The organism is Paraburkholderia largidicola (assembly GCF_013426895.1).
Lineage (GTDB): Bacteria > Pseudomonadota > Gammaproteobacteria > Burkholderiales > Burkholderiaceae > Paraburkholderia > Paraburkholderia largidicola.
This window is the reverse complement of record NZ_AP023176.1, coordinates 272,639-293,741: the sequence shown is the minus strand read 5'-3', so window position 1 is coordinate 293,741 and position 21,103 is coordinate 272,639. Positions and strand designations below refer to the sequence as shown.

15 protein-coding genes and 2 pseudogenes are annotated in these 21,103 nt (G+C 60.4%); 7 read left to right on the top strand and 10 right to left on the bottom strand.

Translation table 11 applies throughout. The features are described from left to right. Positions 1-157: 157 nt before the first annotated feature. Both PPGU16_RS42760 and PPGU16_RS42755 read right to left on the bottom strand, forming a co-directional pair. Positions 158-1,264: pseudogene (locus PPGU16_RS42760) on the bottom strand (glycosyltransferase family 4 protein); the annotation flags it as partial. A gap of 183 nt (positions 1,265-1,447) precedes the next feature. Further along, positions 1,448-2,239, bottom strand: a pseudogene (locus PPGU16_RS42755) (sugar phosphate nucleotidyltransferase); the annotation flags it as partial. A gap of 533 nt (positions 2,240-2,772) precedes the next feature. Here PPGU16_RS42755 and PPGU16_RS30045 point away from each other — a divergent pair. Further along, positions 2,773-3,417, top strand: a complete 645-nt coding sequence (locus tag PPGU16_RS30045) for a phosphatase PAP2 family protein (RefSeq protein ID WP_180726382.1) — start codon at positions 2,773-2,775, stop codon at positions 3,415-3,417. 72 nt (positions 3,418-3,489) lie between these two features. On the opposite strand, the gene PPGU16_RS30040 is transcribed toward PPGU16_RS30045, so the two are convergent. The 3 genes from PPGU16_RS30040 to PPGU16_RS30030 all read right to left on the bottom strand — a co-directional run bounded on the left by PPGU16_RS30040 (position 3,490) and on the right by PPGU16_RS30030 (position 7,001). Further along, positions 3,490-4,218: a helix-turn-helix domain-containing protein gene (locus tag PPGU16_RS30040; RefSeq protein ID WP_180726381.1), complete on the bottom strand. Its 729-nt coding sequence runs from the start codon at positions 4,216-4,218 to the stop codon at positions 3,490-3,492. A gap of 286 nt (positions 4,219-4,504) precedes the next feature. After that, on the bottom strand, positions 4,505-5,512 hold the full coding sequence (locus tag PPGU16_RS30035; protein WP_180726380.1) for a helix-turn-helix domain-containing protein: 1,008 nt from the start codon (positions 5,510-5,512) through the stop codon (positions 4,505-4,507). Between the two features lie 586 nt (positions 5,513-6,098). Then, a complete protein-coding gene (locus tag PPGU16_RS30030; RefSeq protein WP_180726379.1) occupies positions 6,099-7,001 on the bottom strand; it encodes a LysR family transcriptional regulator in 903 nt (300 codons plus the stop codon). 105 nt (positions 7,002-7,106) lie between these two features. Between PPGU16_RS30030 and PPGU16_RS30025 the strand changes: the two genes are divergently transcribed. The 3 genes from PPGU16_RS30025 to PPGU16_RS30010 all read left to right on the top strand — a co-directional run bounded on the left by PPGU16_RS30025 (position 7,107) and on the right by PPGU16_RS30010 (position 10,228). Further along, a complete protein-coding gene (locus tag PPGU16_RS30025) occupies positions 7,107-8,222 on the top strand; it encodes an NADH:flavin oxidoreductase (RefSeq protein ID WP_180726378.1) in 1,116 nt (371 codons plus the stop codon). Positions 8,223-8,352: 130 nt separating this feature from the next. Continuing rightward, complete coding sequence (locus tag PPGU16_RS30020; protein ID WP_180726377.1) at positions 8,353-8,739, top strand: hypothetical protein; 387 nt, start codon at positions 8,353-8,355, stop codon at positions 8,737-8,739. 760 nt (positions 8,740-9,499) lie between these two features. Beyond that, on the top strand, positions 9,500-10,228 hold the full coding sequence (locus PPGU16_RS30010) for a phosphonate utilization associated transcriptional regulator (RefSeq protein ID WP_180726376.1): 729 nt from the start codon (positions 9,500-9,502) through the stop codon (positions 10,226-10,228). Positions 10,229-10,241: 13 nt separating this feature from the next. Here PPGU16_RS30010 and PPGU16_RS30005 read toward each other — a convergent pair whose 3' ends face one another. The 5 genes from PPGU16_RS30005 to PPGU16_RS29985 form a co-directional block, all read right to left on the bottom strand. Then, a complete protein-coding gene (locus PPGU16_RS30005; RefSeq protein ID WP_180726375.1) occupies positions 10,242-11,630 on the bottom strand; it encodes an FAD-dependent oxidoreductase in 1,389 nt (462 codons plus the stop codon). A 96-nt stretch (positions 11,631-11,726) separates the two neighbouring features. Continuing rightward, the gene (locus PPGU16_RS30000; protein ID WP_180726374.1) at positions 11,727-12,857 is read right to left on the bottom strand and encodes a 2-aminoethylphosphonate--pyruvate transaminase; all 1,131 of its coding nucleotides are present in this window, start codon (positions 12,855-12,857) and stop codon (positions 11,727-11,729) included. A 34-nt stretch (positions 12,858-12,891) separates the two neighbouring features. Further along, a complete protein-coding gene (locus PPGU16_RS29995; protein WP_180726373.1) occupies positions 12,892-14,619 on the bottom strand; it encodes a putative 2-aminoethylphosphonate ABC transporter permease subunit in 1,728 nt (575 codons plus the stop codon). After that, on the bottom strand, positions 14,616-15,707 hold the full coding sequence (locus PPGU16_RS29990) for a putative 2-aminoethylphosphonate ABC transporter ATP-binding protein (RefSeq protein WP_180726372.1): 1,092 nt from the start codon (positions 15,705-15,707) through the stop codon (positions 14,616-14,618). The genes PPGU16_RS29995 and PPGU16_RS29990 overlap by 4 nt, the downstream gene beginning before the upstream one ends. Before the next feature lie 115 nt (positions 15,708-15,822). Then, positions 15,823-16,815: a putative 2-aminoethylphosphonate ABC transporter substrate-binding protein gene (locus PPGU16_RS29985; protein WP_434064453.1), complete on the bottom strand. Its 993-nt coding sequence runs from the start codon at positions 16,813-16,815 to the stop codon at positions 15,823-15,825. A 279-nt stretch (positions 16,816-17,094) separates the two neighbouring features. Between PPGU16_RS29985 and phnA the strand changes: the two genes are divergently transcribed. Genes phnA through ald form a run of 3 tightly spaced genes read left to right on the top strand, consistent with a single transcriptional unit; the run spans position 17,095 to position 20,978 of the window. Continuing rightward, positions 17,095-18,330: a phosphonoacetate hydrolase gene (phnA, locus tag PPGU16_RS29980; RefSeq protein WP_180726370.1), complete on the top strand. Its 1,236-nt coding sequence runs from the start codon at positions 17,095-17,097 to the stop codon at positions 18,328-18,330. Positions 18,331-18,343: 13 nt separating this feature from the next. Next, a complete protein-coding gene (phnY, locus tag PPGU16_RS29975) occupies positions 18,344-19,801 on the top strand; it encodes a phosphonoacetaldehyde dehydrogenase (protein WP_180726369.1) in 1,458 nt (485 codons plus the stop codon). Positions 19,802-19,859: 58 nt separating this feature from the next. After that, entirely contained in the window at positions 19,860-20,978 is a 1,119-nt protein-coding gene (ald, locus tag PPGU16_RS29970; protein ID WP_180726368.1) for an alanine dehydrogenase, read from the top strand. Positions 20,979-21,103 lie beyond the last annotated feature (125 nt).

Genomic DNA, 21,103 nt, shown 5'->3' with positions numbered 1-21,103 from the left:
GTTCACAGCAGGTTTGCAGATATGGGGGGACATCCGTCACGGAATGAACCGGGACGCGGCAACCGCTTTGCACGATGCGTCATGTCGAATTACGGGACCATAGAGGTCGGGATACTGCGGCACGCTATTGCCACGTGTACTTCGGCGATGCATGCCGTGCCGCGATCGTACGTTTCACTTCGCCCATGAACGCGCGCCTGAACGTTGCGACCGAAAACCGTTCAGCGTTCGCGCGGCAGGTTGCCACACTGATCTGTTCACGCTGACTTTCGAAGTGCTCCACTGCTTCGAGCAGTGACTCCGCGCTCTGCTGGAAAAAATGCACACCCGTGGGATGTGCAGCGCCGATTGGCCGCACCGTTTCGAGCGAACCGCCTTTACCGTACGCAATGACGGGTGTGCCGCAAGCCTGCGCTTCGACAACGACGATCCCGAAATCTTCTTCGGCCGCAAACACGAACGCCTTCGCACGTTGCATATAGTCTTTCAAGACTTCGAATGACTTGTAGCCGAGTATCGTGATGTTCGGACCGGCCATTGAACGTATCTTTTCCATCTCGGGCCCGTCTCCGATCACGACAAGACGGCGTTGCGGCGTTCGCGAGAACGCTTCCACAACCAGATCGACACGCTTGTACGGCACCAGTCTCGAAGCCGTCAAATAGAAGTCTTCTTTTTCCTCACATAGCTCGAACATCTCGACTTCGACGGGCGGTGCGATTACGGTAGCTTCGCGCCGGTAGACTTTCATGACGCGACGCGCGACGAAATCGGAATTTGCGATCAGTTGATCGACTCCGTTGGCCGAACGCGCGTCCCATGTACGCATGTAATGCAACAGCGCGCGTGCCGCCCATGACCTCGGTCCGTGAGTCAGTTTCGATTCGCGAAGATATTGATGCTGCAGATCCCACGCGTAGCGCATCGGCGAATGCACATAGCTGACGTGCGTCTGGTCCGGTCCCACCAATACGCCTTTTGCGACCGCGTACGAACTCGTGATAACGAGGTCATATGCCGACAGATCGAACTGCTCGACCGCCAGTGGCATCAGCGGCAGATACGCGCGGTAGCGTCGCTGCGCAAAGGGCAGATCCTGAATGAACGAAGTCGTGACGGGTTTGCCGCACACCGGCTCACGATCTTCGAGAAAATCGACGAGACTGAAGAGATCGGCATCAGGAAAGCATTGGATAATCTGCTGGAGTACTTTCTCCGCGCCGCCCGGCTTCACCAGCCAGTCGTGGACAATGGCCACGTTCATCGCCTGCACGTCATCGTCTGTCAGATACTGTCGCGCAACGCCGATCGACGCGATGTCTCTTCCAGCCAATCTGCGGTCTCGGGCAATGCCCCCTTGCACGTCCTCGACCGCACCATCGCTCCGCTCGTCGTACGAACCGAGGTCGGTCCAACCCGCATCGAGCAGCACGGCCACGCCGACCGGCAGCGCGTCGTCAATGCCGATCCGCTCCATCACGAGATGATCGATCGATGCGGGCGGCGAACTGTTGAAATGCTGAGGGCTGACATAGAAGTACGGTTCGTCGCTCATGCCGTTTTCGATGGCTTCCACGCAAGCTTGGTATATCGCCGGTTGAATGCGATTGACCGCGTCGAGCCACACTTTCGCACGCACGACGAAAATGCCGCTATTCCACCAGTAGCCGCCTGACTGCACATAATGCACGGCGAGCTCGGCCGCCGGCTTCTCGACGAAGCGCTCGATGTTGCGAGCGTCACCGTGAAGCGAGGCGCCAAACCGTATATAGCCGAAGCCCGTCTCCGCGCGCGTGGGCGGCACACCCAGCATGACGATCGCCCCCTCGGCAGCATAGTGTGCTGCGTTGAGAATCGCGCGCTGGAATGCCGCAACGTCTGCGATCGCGTCGTCGACCGGCATCGCAACGATGATGGGATCGGCACCGTCACGGGATACCGCCGCTGCTGCAAGGGTCAGCGCGGGCGCCGTATCACGTCGAGCCGGCTCGACCACGATCGACGAATGCACGCCCGCCACGCGGGTCTGCTCCTCGGTGATCAATCGATTCTCGTTGCTGCATACGACGACGGGATCGGGAGCCACGCGCCACGGGCCAGGAAGATTCCGTGTGCGTGTGACAGCTGCCTGCAACAGAGAATCCTGCCCCAGCAGGCCGGTCAATTGTGTCGGATACCGGTCTTTGGACAATGGCCATAGTCGGGTGCCGGCGCCACCGGCAAGTATCACCTGAACCATTTCCATCGCCCCGGCTTGCCGATCGCTCTCGTACGTGTCTTGACCGTTATGCTGAACGATCATCTGTTCGTCACGCCTGTTCATCTTAGTATTCCTACGTTAATGACCGCGGTGGATTGTCCAAAATCGCGTACATGAGAAATACTGGCAAGGATTGCTATGAAAGACGAACTACGAATTGCTTCCAAAGCTTTCAGATGAGCCAAACCACCTCACCCGACGACACATTTATATGCAGTGCATCATAGTTGAAGGGCAGCACTTCAATATTCGTTGGCTGAATCGTGCCCGACGTTGTCCGATGAATCCGCATTATTAATACGAAAGCAATCTTTCATTTCGTTATCCTTATTTATGTTTCTATCGGACCAGATAGCGAAATATTCACGCAATCAAGACCCGATTCATATCGATGTCATGTGTTCAAGTCATATTCTTTTGGCTGTAGTCGTGTTGCTCGCGACTGACAGCTTGAATTTGGCGATCCGTTCTTTGCAATACACTACGATTGCTCGGAACCTGAGGAACAGCGAATGTGGCCTGCCATTAGCAATCTGGGTGACCCGGCGTTGATGCTCCCGCTCGCAATCGTCTGTACCGCCTGGCTGACCCGCTCATTGACAGGCGCTCGGGTGGCGTTCGTATGGTCAGGGCTGCTTATCGGTGCGATGGCAGTGGTCGGCCTGAGCAAGATTCTCTATGCGGGCTCCGGCCTGCAGATCGAGGTCATCCGGTTCCGGATGATTAGCGGACACACCATGCTGGCGTCGGCCGTGTGGCCAGTGTTGCTCGTTCTTACATTCCAGGACGGCAGCGCCAATCGGCACCGCGCCGCGTTGTGGTCAGGAATTGCCATTGCCACGCTGATCGGCGTCTCCCGTATTCGCGACGAGGCACACTCGGTATCAGAAGTCATCGCCGGCGGGACGCTCGGTATGCTTGTGACGATGCAGTTAGTGCGGTGGCGGCCTGCCCCTCTGGTGCCGAGTGAACTGCGCCCGTTCGTGGCAGTTTCACTGTTGACTGTATCGGCCGTCGCATATGGTCGTCATGCTCCGATCCAGGCGGCAATCGACAGATACTCGCCATTGCTCTGCGCGGTATTCGAAAAGAAGAATCGCGATCTGTCAGTGACTGAACTCAACGCTAACGCGTTACTCGCACCTTCCCGGAAGTGACGCGCGAGCACCCGTCTGTTGCGTGCACGCACGCGAGAGCATTGCGTCAGGCCACCGTGAACGGGCGCTGAGTTACCCATTTTGCAACCTGAATTCAGTGGGAGACATGCCGTAACGCTTACGGAATATCTTCGCAAGGCGCGTGCCGCTCGTCATCCCGCAACGTCGCGCTATTTTGTCGACAGGCAGTTCACTCTCAATGAGCAATTGACAGCTCTTTTCCAACCTCGCTTGCAGCAGATACTCTGACGGTGTCACCCGAAACTGTTGTCGAAAGTGCCGCAAGAAATTGCGCTCGCTCATCGAAGCGATACGCGCGACATTAGCTACGGTGATGATCTGCTCCAGATTCGATCTAAGAAATGTCGCGGACTCGTGAATCCTTTTTTGGATTCCCACTCCCTCAGCGTTCGGGCTACTTCGAGTGTGCGGCGCATTGTCTCCAAAGCGCAAATGGACATCGACGGCCTGTGTAAGGGGATGCGCCAAGCCTTGGTCAATCGACAGCCACCCCTGAAGGGACATCTCGTAAGGAGGAGGCCCCTGTTCCAGGATTGACGCAAGAAGGCGAAAAGATAACGACCCGATCAGCAACCGCAAGCCGTCCTGATTCGCGCACGCCAGCGCGAAGGTGTCGTCCACCGCAGATTCCATCGTATGGACGTGCCGCTCAACGCCAGGCTCGACGGATATCGACGCCGTGTTGGACAAAAACTGACCCGGAATACCAGGCAAGGCATGCAAAGCAGATTTACACGCCTGTTCCATAACGGCATCACCTCTTTCTTCAAACTTGCGCATATCGCTTCCCTGTAGGCAACGTGGCAACAGCTCCCTTCTAGAGGACACAAACGGCTCGCCACCGAGAAGTTCGCAAAGCATGCCTCACGTGCAAAATGAAGTGTCTGGCGTTTCGCTCGAAGATTCGGAAATTAACGCTGCGCGCGGCTTAAAGATTTCCGTCGAAACGGCAGGAAAAAAGTGTAGTCACCTCGGTTTCAAATTAAAGAAGGTGACCGTAATCTTTAGGGAACGAAGAATCCCGGTTTAACGAATACCCCTTTCAAATCACGAGTCGCGAAACGGGCTATATGCCAGCTACCCTCCGCGCTCTGGTGCGATACTCGGTTGGCGATAGATGCAAATGCCGGCGAAAGACTTTTGCCAGTCTGTCTCCGTTTCCCATTCCGGTACGCCGCGCAATCTTGTCGACGGGCAGTTCGGAATGGGTCAACAAACTGCAGATGATCGAGAATCGTGCATGCAGCAGATAGGCAGAAGGTGTAACTCCCACCTCCGATTTGAAGCAACGCTGAAAATTGCGGGTGCTCATATCGACTAGCCGTGCAGCATCTTCAATGGAAATCGAGCTCTGGCAATTCTCTTTCATCCAGCGCGCTGCGATATGCACCCTGTCGACAGAACCACTATCCGGCTGGCCGCCGAGCAACGATGACAGGGCGGGCAGGGTTTCGGGCATGACGTGCTCCGCAACGCCGCGCGCGCAATCCTCCCCCATATCGCGTGCGATCAGGATCAGCGCACCCTTCATCAGCTCGAGCCGAACGTTCGTGTGATCGCGTTCTTCAACGCCTTGCGCTCCGCATACATCGTCGCCGGATCCGGCCGGCTGCCTTTCAGCGCTCCCGCAGGCCGCCTGAAATAGCCTGCGCCCCTCACCAAGGGGCACCACTGGAATCATGTTCGCGTGAGTGCGGCGCAGCCATTGCACGAGTCGTTCGTCGCACGCCGCAGCGGCCGCGGCCACGCCCGCACCGTCGGAGACGAAAAGCGCATCTAAACCCGGGCGATGCGACGCATTGATTTCATCGGTCCAGACGCAAATCGAAGATGAACACTTTACGTTCCCCCCCGTAGCCGATAGAAATCTCAGGTCATACCTCACATTGAGGTTTGCATATACGGCACTCTCGTTTGCCGCCTGAAAGATTTCACCCAGCACGACCGTGACGATAAACGAACAGTTCTCGAATAGAAGTACTGCGACGCGACGTATCACCGATGCACAACGCGCAGCGGGCTCGGGAATCTGCACGCGGCGAGCGGCAGGCAACTCCAGATTTGCAGACGTCATGAGCCTCCTCTTTAACCGTTGCAGGTAAGAAGAAAACTGGATAGATGCGCAAGAGAAGCCACATCGGGCTTCAAATATTCAAGCATTGTTGCGACCCTCCATTCGAGTAAACGACGGAGAGTCTGATTTGAAGATTGCCGTGCCATTGCACATGGCGATGGCCGCAAGCATGGGAGTCGTCTACTGTCGATCTCATCATTCGACAGTGCTTCGGTCACACGGAGCTTTATGAAACGCAAGGTGCTTCGCGTCTGCAACTCTTCATATTGCAATGCATCATAGATGCGCCATTTTTAACAAAAATGTCCGTGTCGCGAATGTCCGATAGCTTGTCGGAAGTTCCTACACTTTGTTTTAGTTCTGTGGTCAATGGTGTGCCACGCGGGGCCTTTCTCCGTGTACGTGGATTCACCTGAACATTAAATAGCGACCAACTCCCGTATCCAGCCGCCAGGTCAGTGGGACATCAGGGAGTTCTAGCGGCCAAGTGCCAGTCGATCTCCGGGTTTCATGCACAACATTAGCCCGTCGGTGCCAAATCGGGGCATGTTCCCGCATGCTTTCGACACGCTCGACTTGCCGCACGTCACGGTGCGCGACCAAGGCTCCGACCAAGCTCGGCGATCTGATTTCGAAGTGCATCAAGAAAAACGCTCACCCGGTTCGGCACATAACGTCGACTCGGCATGACGGCCCAGACCGACAGATCCTCCATCGTCGCGTCCTCCAGGTGAATCTGCTCAAGCGACTTGTCGGCCAGCTGTCGAAATACATCCCAGTAAGTCAACTGAGCGAGTCCCAGCCCTTGCACGGCAGTCGTGCGTGCCGCTTCGACGCTGGTCGTGGTGACGTAAGCGTCCACGTGCTTGCGTATCAACGCTCCGTTCACGATGAGCGGCCACTGCCTCACCGCGCTCAACCGGATGCAGGCGTGATCGTCCAGTTCGGAAACGCTGACAGGACGCCCACGCTTCTTCAGGTACGTGGGCGCCGCGCAGATTAGTCGAGGATTTGCCGCGATCTTCTTCGCCACAAGTTCGGAATCTTCCAGCGGCGCAATCCGCAACGCCACGTCAAGCCCCTGTCCCACGATATCGACCTGACGATCGGACAGATCGAGGTCGATACGAAGATCGGGATTTGCTTCCATCAACGAGGGGAGCATCGGTAACACCACGGACTGCCCGAAACCGCTTGGAGCCGTCATGCGCAGCACCCCCGACGCCCCGCCCGGTGATGGGCTGAGTTCGGCCCGCGCGCCCGCCTCTGCGTCTGCCATCGCTCTGGCAAACGGGATGAAAGCTTCGCCCTCGGCGGTCAAGGTCAGCGATCGGGTCGTCCGATGAAAAAGGCGCACGCCAAGATCTTCTTCCAGCGCCGCTATCCGTCGTGACACCTGCATCGGCACGACGTCGAGTTGTCGGGCCGCAGCAGACAGGCTTCCCGCCGATGCGACAGCCAGAAAGGTTCGAACGTCTGGAAGAAGCATCGTTTATATCCAAAAGTGTTAGAGCGGCTTCACATTCCCGTGTCTGTTTCCCCGTGCTCGCGGCGCCTACCATGCACTCACCTTCTCTTCGACACGAGCCGCAAAATGACCGATACGACTTCCCTGATCCTTTCGCCATATCAACGCGACGGCATCACAGTGAGAAACCGCCTTGCAGTCGCCCCGATGACCCGCATTACCGCCACCGAAAACGGTCATCCGACGCAGACCATGTTCGACTACTACCTGCGCTTTGCGGAAGGCGGCTTCGGTCTCGTGACGACTGAGGGAATCTATACCGACAAGGCGTTCTCGCAAGGATACCGGTTTCAGCCGGGCCTCGCGGACGACGAGCAGGCCCGGGGCTGGACGGCTTTCCTCCAGGACATGCAGAAGCGGGGCGCGCATGTCGTCGCACAGCTGATGCATGCGGGTGCGCTGAGTCAAGGCAACTTCTATCGAACGGGCACGGTGGGACCGTCGGCAGTGCGCCCTAAAGGCAAGCAGATGGAGTTCTACTTTGGCGAGGGCCTTTACCCGGAACCGCGGCAGATGACTGCGCGCGAAATCGATGAGGCCGTAGAGGGCTTCGTGAGCGCTGCCCGGCGTGCTGTGACTATCTCCGGCTTCAACGCGGTGGAGATTCATGGCGCCAATGGCTATCTGCTCGACCAGTTCCTGACCGCAGAGACCAATCGCAGAACAGACCGTTGGGGCGGAGACACGAATGCGCGCGTCCAGTTGCTCGCCGATGTCGTGAAGGAAGTGAAGCTGGGCATTGGGAACGCCGTACCCGTTGGCATTCGAATCTCGCAAGGCAAAGTCAATGATTTCACGGCGAAGTGGCCGGGTGCGCGAAGCGATGCCGAAGTGATCTTCGGCACGCTGGCCGCTGCGGGCGCAGACTTCATTCACGTCACTGAACACGAAGCGTGGCAGCCTGCATTCGAAGGCGAGACAGATAGCCTCGTCGCGCTGGCCCGTCGCTATGCGCCAGACGTCACGATCCTTGCGAATGGCAACTTGCATACAGCGGATCGAATCGCCAATGCACTGGAAAACGGTGCAGATCTGGTGACGATAGGACGTGGCGCGCTAGCCAACCCTGACTTGCCGAAGGTGCTGTTGCAAAAGCGTGAACCCAGAACATTCGATGGTTCGATTCTTCAACCGGTAGCGAACATCAAGGAGGCAGAACTGTCCATGCGGACGGTCGACTGAACACGAGGACGTCCGCGCCAGGCCGAACCCGAAACGGTCAGTCGAATCAACCAGTAGCGGTCATTCGTTATGGGGTTTCGGGGTTGGTATCATTTCCATCTGATTGAGAAGAGTCGAGATAGATCAGCGAATGAAACTCGAGATCGAGGGCAAACCGGTAATCGCCGCACCGACTCCCGTACAGGTCGCTCGTGGGCTCAAGTCACTGCGCAGCTACGGCAAGTCATCTTATGCGTCATTGACTGACGACGCAGGTAACTATGTGCAAGTAGCGGGCGGTGGCGTCAGCTGCATGATCGAGCGCTTCGAATGCGACGCACAGCGATGGAGAGCATTCCATGACAAACCTTCGCCTGTGCGCCCAGACGGCACGATCCTGGTCTTCAGAGCGGGCAACGTTCCGATGCGTTCAGATGAATGGTTCATGGCTGACCAGGTCGTGGAAGTATTTCTGGCCTTCCTCAGCGATATGCCGTACCCGCCATTTGTTCACTGGCGCTTAGCGCCGGGCTTTTGACCCTGAGCCGCAATCGGGAGACACCTTCGACGGACGGATTTCCGCATCCCGAGTTGTTGACTATTCGAGCCTCCGGTGCCGCTGAACGGACTGGCTGGCTCCTGTGCGACGGATCGTGAAGTTGCACTACCTCGTATCGTATTCCGGTAACCAACCCTCCTCGATCCGCGTTATCAGCTGGCCCAACCTGACCGTCCATGACAGCGTAGCGCTTGCATATGCCGAATTAACAGCGCACCCCTATGGTTTTACAAATTCGTTATACGGCAAGTGACAGAATCTCAACGCTAAAGAAAGCGAGGTTGTACATGCTTCGGTTGAGATTTCATCGATACACGAGTACGGCAGAAACTGTCGCGGAAACGACCGCAGACAGAAGCGTAATCACAGGCCGTCAGATCCAGCACCGCTGGTGCGTCGGAATGGCGATCACCGCCAGCGTTCTCGGGTTGCTGGCGATCAGCCTGGGCTTTGCGACGTTCGGCATTTCAGTCTACATCGCTGCGATTTTGCCGTTCGCATTCTTTTCGTAGACGGTTGACGCAAGCGCTTGCAGGAGTACGCCAGGTGGTCGGGGGCGGCAAAGGCACGAAGTGCATGAATCGTGCATACACCCGGCGTGGTTCTGCGAGCGCTTGCGACAGCGTTGCCTATCCCCCAAAACAGATCGTCCCCAACGAGGACTGTTGACAATAAACAAAATGCACCGCAATGTTTGCGCAGATCATATCTGACCGCTGACACTCCGGGATCGATCTCCATGACCGACAACAACAACCTGCCCGATGCGTTCGAACTTCTGCGCCGACAATCCCTCGCGATGCTCGTGCAGGAAAGCCTTCACCGCAGCATCCTGTCGGGCGAGCTCGCGCCCGGCGAAAAGCTCAATGAAGTCGAAATCGCCACGCGCCTGGGCGTGTCGCGTGGCCCCGTGCGCGAAGCGTTCCGCGCGCTGGAGGCGTCCGGCCTCCTGAAGACGGAAAAGAACCGTGGCGTGATCGTGCGTGTCGTGTCGCTGCGGGAAGCAGAAGAAATTTATGAAGTGCGTGCGATGCTCGACGAATCGGTCGCACGGAAGCTCGCGAATCACATGCGGCCAGAGACACTCGCCACCTTGAAAGGCATCGTCACCGCGATGAAAGCCGCGAAGAAAACCCGCGATCTCGCCCGCTACACGGAACTGAACGTGCAGTTGCACGGCGCGATGGTCGAAGGCGTCGGCAACCAGCATCTCATCGCGACCTACCGCCAGCTCGTGCTGCAACTCGGCTTGTTGCGCCAGGCGGCGATCGAAACGGATCAAAGCGCGTTGAGCGAATCCGTCGCCGAGCACGAGAAGATCGTCAACGCGCTCGCAAACGGCGACGAAGACGGCGCGGTCGCGCTCGTGCGCGAGCACGTCGCGCATGGTATCGCCAGGATGCGGCGTGCGCATGAGCGCTGGATCGAGGCCGCCCGTTCTAACGGCGCGTCCGTAGCAGAGGCGTAGAAGCTACACCCGCCTACGCCTTGTCCGACTTACCCGCCGCGCTGGCAAACCGGCTCAGCCACCGGTCGACCAGCCACGGCTGCCTGTCCTCGTCCTCGGCTCGCTCCTTGCGACGAATGGCGTTGCGCACGGTGATCGAACCGACATACCGCACCGGCTCCGGCGGGAAGTGGCCCAACGGTCCACGCGTCAATGGGCTGCGTGTCCAGGCATTATCGAGTCCCAGCACCAGCGAAGACAGAATCTGCCCGCCCATGTAGGTCGGCCCCACGCCGTTGCCCGAATAACCGAATCCATAGAACACATTGGGCGCGTCGTCGAGCCTGCCGAAAAACGGAAAGCCCGTCACCGAACGATCCGATGGACCGTTCCAGCTCGCTGTTACCGGCACCTCACGTAACGCGGGAAAGAATGCGTGCAGGCCGCGTGTCAGTTCGCCTTCATACGGCGAGCGCTGATCGAATACGGGCGCAATCCGGCCGCGCCATGCGAACGTGTTGCCGCCCTTGCCCAGCATCAGCCGCCCGTCGGGTGTGCTGCGGTAGTAGTAGACGAAGATGCGCGAATCGAGCACCGACACGCCGTCCGTGAGACCGCTGCGCGCCAGCAGTTCGGGGCACTTCTCCGTGACGATCATGTCGCTGGAGACGATGGCGAGCGTGCGTTCGAATTGCCTGAAGCGGCTCGCCATCCACGCGTTGATCGCGAGCACGAGCTTGCCGGCCGTCACGCTTCCCGCTGGCGTGCGCACCGTCACACGCTCGCCTCCCGTAAAGTCGAGCATCGGCGTGCGCTCATAGATCCGTATGCCCATCTCGAGCGCGACCCGCCGCAAGCCGCGCACGAGTTTGCCCGGATGCACCGTTGCCGCCGTCGGAGAAAACACGCCGGCCAGATTGCGCGCCGAACCGGAACGTCGCGCCACCTCATCGGGAGAAACGTCATGATACGAATGGATGCCGTGCTCGCGCAGCGCGGCGATGACGGGGTCCAGCGCGCCGATCTGCGCGCGCGATGTCGCCGTATAAAGCGTGCCATCCATGCGCAGTTCGGCGTCGATACGATGCGCCGCGCAGAAATCGCGGATGCGGTGAACGGCTTCTTCGGATGCCTTGACCAGCCGCAGCGCTTCCGTTTCACCGAACAGACGCCGCAACGTGAAGAACTTCGTCGACCACGTCAGCATGCAACCGCCGTTGCGGCCGCTCGCGCCCGCGCCGCACAGATCGCTTTCGACGATCACGATATCGATATCGGGCTTCTGCAGCTTCGCCTGAATGGCGGTCCACAGTCCCGTATAGCCGCCGCCGACGATACAGACATCGGCCGTCGTCGCGCCTTGCAACGCGGGCGACAACTCGCCGTCGGAGAAAAGCGCCTGCTCGATCCAGAAGGGTCGCATGTTTGCTCGCAGAATAGGTTGGCCGGAACCCGCACCGATGCTCCGAAGACCTCGCGCCGGTGACATCGCGCGAAGTCTTCGAAACGATCCATCCAATCACGCAAGTGCTTTCGGCGACACCTGCGAGATTCCCATTGCTTTCAGCGTGTCCGCGATTGCCGCTACCGCGCCGGGAATACCAGCCTCGCCAAAATGCCCGATGCACCCGACGCGGAACGTTTCGATCTGCGTCAGCTTGCCGGGATAGAGGATATAGCCGCGCTTCTTCACTTCCTGATAGAAGGTCTTGAAGTCGTAGGCGGGATCGTCGGGTGCATGGAACGTCACGATGATCGGGGCCTGAATCGACGGGTCGAGAAACGGCCTGAATCCCAGTTCCGCCATCCCGTCGATCAGCGCTCGGCAGTTGCGCGCATAGCGTGCGCCGCGCGCTTCGAGGCCGCCTTCCTCGATGTACTGCGCGATAGCCTGATCCAGCGCCGCAACGACGTGCGTCGGCGGCGTGAAGCGCCATTGCGTCGTGCGGTTCATGTAGGCCCACTGGTCGTAGAGATCCATCGCGAGCGAATGACTGTTGCCCTCGCAGCGCTCGAGCACGCTGCGACGGACGATCACGAATCCCATGCCGGGCACGCCCTCCAGGCACTTGCCCGATGCCGCGACGACGGCATCGAATGGCGTCTGGCGCGCATCGATATCGATCGCGCCGAACGAACTCATCGCGTCGACGATCAGGCTGCGCCCGTGCTTCGCCACCACCATCGCGATCTCGTGCAGCGGATTGAGCACGCCCGCACCCGTTTCGCAATGGACCAGCGCGACGTGTGTGATGCTCGGGTCGGCTGCGAGCACGCGGTCGATATCGGCGGGTTTGACCTGCGTGTCTTCCGGATAGTCGATGCTCTGATGACGCCGCCCGAGCGCGCGGCAGATCTTCATGATGCGCTGGCAATACGCGCCGTTGTTCGGCACCAGCACATGGCCGTCGCGCGGAACGAGCGTGCCGATGGCCGCTTCGACCGAGAACGTGCCGCTGCCCTGCAATGGCACGCACTCGTGCGTGTCTTCGCCATGCACGATACGCAGCGTCTCGCGGCGGACTCGCGCGGTGATCTGGTTGAAGTCGCCATCCCACGAACCCCAGTCGCGCAGCATGGCGTCGCGCGTGCGGTCGGACGTGGTGAGCGGACCGGGAGTGAGCAAAATCGGTTGACGGGGCAGATTCACGGCATCTCCTTGATGGACACGATGAAGGTTCATTTCAGCCACGGCGCGTCGTGCGCCATGCCTGAGTTCGACGCAACACGCCGTGCGATACGGCGGCAAACAGCAGACACGCACAGGCAGCCGTAACGAGGACGAGCGTCGCCATTGCGGCGGCCGGTCCGATCTGACCGGCGTCGTCGAGGTTCAGGATCGCCACCGAGGCAGGTTGCGTGTCGGGCGAATAGAGGAATGCGACAGCGGATACCGTCGTCATGCCGTTGACGAACAGATAGCGCGCGATCTGCAGGATCGACGGCAGGCAGACGGGCACGGTGACGCGCCAGAAGGTCTTGTAGAAAGGCACTTTCAGCGAAGCGGACACCGCCTCGAATTCGTTGTCGATCTGCCGCAGTGCAGTCACCGCCGTCAGATGACTCGACGAGTAGTAGTGCACCACCGTCACGACGGCGAGCAGCGCGAGCGTGCCGTACAGACCGTTGAGCGGATTGGCAGGCGCGTTGAACAGAAAGATGTAGCTGATGCCGAGCACGAGCCCCGGCACGCCCATCGGCAGGATTGCGCAAAGGTTGATGAACCCACGCAGCCAGCGCGGCCCGCGCGTCTTCTCGACCAGATACGCGCCGCCGAACACGATCGCCGTGCCGCCGATTGCCACGCATGCCGCCATCTTCAGACTGTTCTTGTATGCATCGAAAATGCCGGCCGCGATCAGGCCCATCTTGTAGTGCTGCAAGCCAAGGCTCATCTGATACGGCCAGAACTTCACGAACGACGCGAACACCGATATACCGACCACGGCGATCATCAGCAGACACACGACCGCGCAGTAAGCGAGCATCGCCATATCGAAACCGCGCGACGGCTTCGGCTGGAACGGCGTCGAACGCGCGCCGAGCTGCGACTGCTGCTTGCGGCGAATGAAGTAGTCGACGGCGAACGCCACCAGCGCGGGACACAGCAGCAACAGGCTGACCACCGCGCTACGATTGAAGTCCTGCAGGCCGATGATGAGCTTGTAGATGTCGGTGGACAGCACCGTGTACGGGCCGCCGATCACGACAGGCACGCCGAAGTCGTTGATGCAGATCGTGAACGACACCATCGTCGCGCTGATGAGGCCGTACTTCGCGCCCGGCAGCGTGATCGTCACGAACTTGCGCAGACGGCTCGTGCCCATTGCATCGGCAGCTTCATACAGGCGGCCATCCGAGAGCGACAGGGCCGTGACGAGAATCATCAGGACGTGGGGAAACGCCGCATAGACGAGACTGCACACGATGCCGGAGAAACCGTAGATCGAATGTCCATGCAACAGCGGCTTCAGAAGCCCCGAATTGCCGAACCAGTAGATGAACGACACCGCCGACAGCAGCGTAGGCGCGAGCAGCGGCAGCAACGCCACGGTGCGGACGGCATTCTTCATCGGCATGCACGAACGCGTGAGTGCGTAGGCGAACGTGAACGCCATCGGAATGACGATCGACGTCACGGTGCACGCGACGGCCACCGAATGCAGCGCAGACGTCCAGACAGCTTTGCTGGCCAGATAGCCGCTGAAGTTCGCAAGACCGATAAACTTGCCGTCCGCATCGACGAAGCATTTGCCGATCACGAGCGCAAGCGGCATCAGCAGAAACAGGGCGAGCATCGCGGACATCAGCAACAGCGCAAGCTGCGCGATCCTGTCATGCCAATGCGTGATTTGCCGGACTTCCTCGTGCGCTTCTTCGCCGCTGCGGCGTTCGATCAGGACGGCGCTCATTGCAGACGCTCCTTCGCGGCCGTGAACACGCAGACGTTTTCGCGTTGAATGGCAAGGTCGAAACGTGCGCCCGTCTGCAGGCCCGTGCGGCGCATCTCATGGAACGACAGGTCGGCGACGATCTCCTGTCCCGCGAGTCCTTCGACCTTGAAACTGACGCGGCAAAACGCGCCGAGAAACTCGAGCTTTTCCACCTGCGCGGCAAGCAGGTTGTCGGGCGTGCTGCCGGGCAACTTGATATGGATGTCTTCCGGACGCACGAAGGCCGAGACCTGCGAGCCCGGCGCGGGCTGCGCGCTCCCGCAGCCGTAGTGCAGCCCGATCTCGCCCGCCTTCAACGTGCCGTCGCGCATCACCTCGGCGGGAATCATGTTGACCTTGCCGATGAAATCCGCGACGAACGGCGACGCAGGCTCGCGATAGATCTCGTGCGGCGAACCGATCTGCTCGATCACACCGTGATTCATCACGACGATGCGATCAGCCATCGACAGCGCTTCTTCCTGATCGTGCGTGACCATGATCGTCGTGACGCCGAGCCGTTGCTGCAACTGGCGAATCTCCTGGCGCAAGCGCACCCGCACGCGCGCATCGAGCGCCGATAGCGGCTCGTCGAGCAACAGCAAGCCGGGCGACGTCGCCAGCGCCCGTGCGAGCGCAATGCGCTGCTGCTGGCCGCCCGACAACTGGTTCGGATGCTTGCGATGCGAGTCCGGCAAACCCACCAGCGCGAGCAGTTCGTGCACGCGCTCCGCGATCGCCGCGCGCTTCATCTTGCGATTCACGAGGCCATACGCCACGTTGTCGAATATCGTGAGATTCGGAAACAGCGCGTACGACTGGAACACGATGCCGTAGTCGCGCAACTGCGGCGGCAAGCGCGAGATATCGCGGCCGTCCTGCATGATGCGGCCCGCGCTCTGCGTTTCGAGCCCAGCGATGATCCGCAGCAAGGTCGTCTTGCCGCACCCCGACGGCCCCAGGAAACACAGCATCTCGCCCTTCTTCACGCCGAGATGGATATCGTTCAGAACGGTCGTCTCGTTGAACCGCTTGGAAACCTGCTCCACGCTCAAATACGCTGTCATCTGATCCTCCAGCTTCGCTACTCTTTCCGCATCGCGGCTGCGCGATCGACATACGGCGCGCTGCCCGCCCCGAACGAAGCGCACGCGTCGCGCGCGCTTCATGCGAGACCCGTCGCTACTTCTGCTCCTTGCTGCCGTAGCGCTTCTGCCAGTCGTCGAGAATCGACTGGCGGTTCTTCGCGGACCAGACGAAGTCGTTCTTCACGAGCAGTTGCGAATAATTGTCGGGAATGCCCGACAGCTTCTTCGCGACACCCGGGTAGGCCACTATCGCCCACCATTGCGCCGTGATTTCGTTGGCCTGCCGGCTGGCCATGAAGTCGGCGAGCTTCTTCGCTTCTTCGGGATGCTTGGTCGTCTTCATGACGCCCGTCGCTTCCATGTCCCAGCCGAGCCCTTCTTTCGGAAAGATCAGGTCGATGGGCGCGCCTTGCGCCTGCAATTCATGGCCGCGGAATTCGAATGAGATGCCGATCGGAAATTCACCCGTGCCCGCCAGCGTGCAAGGCTTCGAGCCGGAGTGCACGTATTGCGCGACGTTCTTGTCGAGCGCGTCCATGTATTGCCAGCCTTTCTCGTCACCGAAGGTCTGCAGCCACGACGTGACGTCGAGGTAGCCCGTGCCCGACGAGACCGGGCTCGGCATCACGATCATCCCTTTGTAGATGGGCTTGGCGAGGTCTTCCCACGAGGTCGGCTTCGGCAGATGGCGCTTTTCCGCTTCGACGCGGTTGTAGCAGATGGTCGCGCCCCACACGTCCATGCCGACCCAATGCGGCGGATTGTTGCTGTCGCTGTATTTACGCGTGAGGGCGTCGAAGCCCTTCGGCTGATACGGCATCAGCATGCCTTGCAGATCGAGCAGCGTGAGACTCGATGCGGCCAGGCCGAGCACGACGTCGGCGCGCGGATTGCTCTTTTCGGCGAGCAGTTTCGCCGTGACCGCACCCGTCGAATCGCGCACCCAGCGGATTTCGATGTCGGGGTTCGCCTTCTCGAAGGCGTCCTTGTACGGCTTCATCGCTTCGTCTTCGAGCGCCGTATAGACGAGCAACTGCGTCTTCGCCTGCGCAGCCTGCGCGACGCCGAACATCACCGACGCCGCCATCACACAGCGCGCCGCCACCTTCAGAAACCCCTTGCAACCGTTGAATCCCGCTCCTTGCTTCATTTCCAGACCCCTTGATGAGTGGCGTCGCTGCCAGCGACGGAAACGGCCAGTGCTGCGACATGCGGCTCGACTACTACGCTCCCCCGGAGGACTTCTTTGTTGTTGTCTGTTGTTGACAATCTACAAAGCGTCAATTTTAATGTCAAGTATTGCCGCACAATGCCACACAACGCCACATCATCAATTCCCGGATTACCCTGGTCAAAGGAGAAGCGAATGAGCACATCCCCTGCATCCGTCGAAGTGAACGGCCGCCGCTACAACTGGATGCGCAGGCCCGTCGTCGTGGTCTGTGTGGACGGCTGCGCCTACGAATATCTGGAGATGGCCGCCGCGGCGGGCGTCGCGCCCTTCATCGGCAAGCTGTTGAAACCGGCCACTGCGCTCAAGGGCGACTGCGTGGTGCCGAGCTTCACGAACCCGAACAACCTGTCGATCGTGACGGGCGTGCCGCCCGCCGTGCACGGCATCAGCGGCAATTATTTTTTCGATCGCGAGAGCGGCACCGAGGTGCTGATGAACGATCCGAAATACCTCGTCGCGCCAACCGTGCTCGCGCGCTTCGCCGAGGCGGGCGCGAAGGTTGCCGTCGTCACCGCGAAGGACAAGCTGCGCCGCCTGCTCGGCAAGGGCCTGAAGGGCATCTGCTTTTCATCGGAGAAAGCGGATGAGGCGTCGCTCGAAGAAAACGGTATCGACGCTGTGCTCGAACTCGTCGGCAAGCCGGTGCCGAGCGTCTATAGCGCCGAGCTGTCGGAGTTCGTGTTCGCAGCGGGCGTGCGCCTGCTGGAAACGCGCGAAATCGATCTGATGTACCTGTCGACCACCGACTACGTGCAGCACAAGTGCGCGCCCGGTACGCCCGGCGCGAACGCCTTCTATCAGATGATGGACGGCTACCTGCAGCGGCTCGACGAACTGGGCGCCATCGTCGCGATCACGGCCGACCACGGCATGAACGCGAAACACAACGAAGACGGCGAGCCGAATGTGATCTATCTGCAGGAGCGCTTCGACGAATGGCTCGGCAAGGACGCGGCGCGCGTGATCCTGCCCATCACCGATCCGTACGTGGTGCATCACGGCGCGCTCGGTTCGTTCGCGACGGTGTACCTGCCGGAGTCGGCGGATATCGAGGCATTGCGCAGCAAGCTCGCGGCCGAACCCGGCATCGAACTCGTGCTGACCAGCGAAGAAGGCTGCGAGCGGTTCGAGTTGCCGCCCGCGCGGATGGGCGACCTGATCGTAATTTCCAGGCGCGACGTCGTGCTCGGTACGCAACGCATCCGCCACGACCTGTCGGGGCTCGACGCGCCGCTGCGCTCGCACGGCGGCCTCGCCGAGCAGAGCGTGCCGCTGATCTTCAGCCAGCCCGTTGCGAAGTCTGCCGCGCAACGCGCGCGGCTGCGCAACTTCGACGTCATCGATATCGCACTCAACCATCTCCAGTGATCAGGACACGCTCATGAACGCTATTGCAGACACGACGAAGTCACACGCGCAGGTTCGCCACGAAGCGTTGCGGATCGACGGCGAGAAGATCTGGCGCGATGAAGTCATCGAAGTGCGCAGCCCGTATGACGGCGCGCTGGTCGGCACCGTACCGAAAGCGACGCTCGACGACGTGCGCCGCGCATTCGCGGTTGCGCGCGCGTATCGTCCGGCGCTGACGCGTTACGAGCGCGCCGCGATCCTGCGGCGCGCGGCGGATGCGGTGCGGGCGCGCACCCAGGAGATCGCCGCGCTCATCACGGCGGAAGCCGGTCTGTGCATCAAGGATTCGACGTACGAAGCAGGACGTGTCGCCGACGTGCTCATGTTCGGCGCAGGCGAAGTCATGAAGGACGACGGCCAGATCTTTTCGTGCGATCTCACGCCGCACGGCAAGAAGCGCCGCGTGTACACGCAGCGCGATCCGCTGCTGGGCGTGATTTCCGCCATCACACCCTTCAATCATCCGATGAACCAGGTCGCGCACAAGATCGTGCCGTCGATTGCGACCAACAATCGCATCGTCGTGAAGCCGTCCGAAAAGGTGCCTTTGTCGTGCTATCTGTTCGCCGACATCCTTTACGAAGCGGGCCTGCCCGTGCAGATGCTGCAGGTGGTGACGGGCGACCCGGCCGTGATAGCGGATGAACTGATCACGAATCCCGCCATCGATCTGATCACCTTCACAGGTGGCGTGTCGATCGGCAAGTCGATCGCGTCGCGCATGGGTTACCGGCGCGCGGTGCTGGAACTGGGCGGCAACGATCCCATCATCGTGATGGAAGATGCCGATCTCGACGAGGCCAGCACGCTCGCCGTTTCGGGCTCGTACAAGAACTCGGGACAGCGCTGCACGGCCATCAAGCGGATACTGGTCCATGAAGCCGTTGCCGATCGCTTCACCGACCTCGTCGTCGACAAGACGCGTGCGTGGAAATACGGCAATCCCGCCGATACATCCGTCGATATGGGCACCGTGATCGACGAAGCCGCCGCGCGTTTCTGCGAGCGGCAGGTCGACGATGCGCTCGCGCGCGGCGCACGCCTGCTGGCGGGCAATCAGCGCGACGGCGCGCTCTATTCGCCCACCGTGGTCGATCGCGTGACGCCGGACATGCCGCTCGTCAAGCACGAAACCTTCGGCCCCGTGTCGCCGATCATGCGCTTTGGCAACATCGACGAAGCGATCCGCATGTCGAACAGCACGGACTATGCGCTGTCCTCGTCGATCTGCACGAACCGCTTCGACTACATCACACGTTTCATTTCAGAACTGGAGGTGGGCAGCGTCAACGTGCGCGAGGTGCCCGGCTACCGCCTGGAACTCACGCCCTTCGGCGGCGTGAAGGATTCCGGCCTAGGCTATAAGGAAGGCGTGCAGGAGGCGATGAAGAGCTTCACCAATACCAAGACCTATTCGCTGCCGTGGTGAACATCTGACGATTGACGCGTCTGCATGGCTGGCACGCAGTTCCATACAGGAGGCAAAAATGCATATAGGCGTTCCAAAGGAGATCAAGAATCACGAATATCGCGTCGGTCTCACACCGTCGTCGGTACGTGAGATCGTCGCGCACGGACATACGGTGAGCGTAGAAACGGGAGCGGGCGCGGGCATCGGCGCGTCCGACGATGCATACCGTACGGCTGGGGCGCGAGTCGCGCCGAATGCCGAGGCGATATTCTCGGCCGCCGACATGATCGTCAAGGTGAAGGAGCCACAAGCGCGAGAGCGCGCGATGCTGCGCGAAGGGCAAGTTCTCTTCACGTATTTGCACCTCGCCCCCGATCCAAAACAATGCGCCGATCTCGTGAAGAGCAACGCGGTCTGTATCGCCTACGAGACCGTGACACAGCGCGGCGGCGGATTGCCGCTGCTCGCGCCGATGTCGGAGGTCGCGGGCCGCATGTCGATCCAGGCGGGCGCGTTCTGCCTGGAACGCGCGCACGGCGGCCGGGGCATCCTGCTCGGCGGCGTGGCGGGTGTGCCGTCAGCGAAAATCGTGATCCTCGGCGCGGGCGTAGTCGGCAGCAATGCTGCGCAGATGGCCGTCGGCACGGGCGCCCAGGTGGTGGTGATCGACCGCAACGTCGATGCGCTGCGGCGCATGGACCGGCTGCTGGGCGCGCGCGTAATCACCGTCTACTCGAACCAGGACAATATCGAGCAGCACGTGCTCGATGCCGACCTCGTGATTGGCGGCGTGCTGGTGCCGGGCGCTGCCGCGCCCAAGCTCGTCACGCGCAAGATGGTCGAGCAGATGCGCGCAGGCTCCGTCATCGTCGACGTCGCGATCGACCAGGGCGGCTGCTGCGAAACCGCGAAGCCGACGACGCATGCGGAGCCCACGTATCTGGTCGACGATGTCGTTCACTACTGCGTCGCGAACATGCCGGGTGGCGTGCCCCACACGTCCACCTATGCGCTGAACAACGCGACACTGCCCTTTGTCCTGTCGATTGCAGACAAAGGGTGGCGCAAGGCGCTCACGGATGATGAACATCTGCGGCGCGGCCTGAATGTGGCGTTTGGCAAGGTGACCTGTCCTGAAGTTGCCGAAGCACTGGGCTACGTCTGCGAAGATGCAGGCGTAATCGCGGCTGAATAGGCATGACGTAGAGACGGAGGCGTGGCCGGTTTATCCGGCCACGCCTCCGTGCCTGGACGTCGACGCACTGCATGGATTCGTGCGCTCTTGAAACCGGATGTGACGGATAACGGACGCGCGCCGCC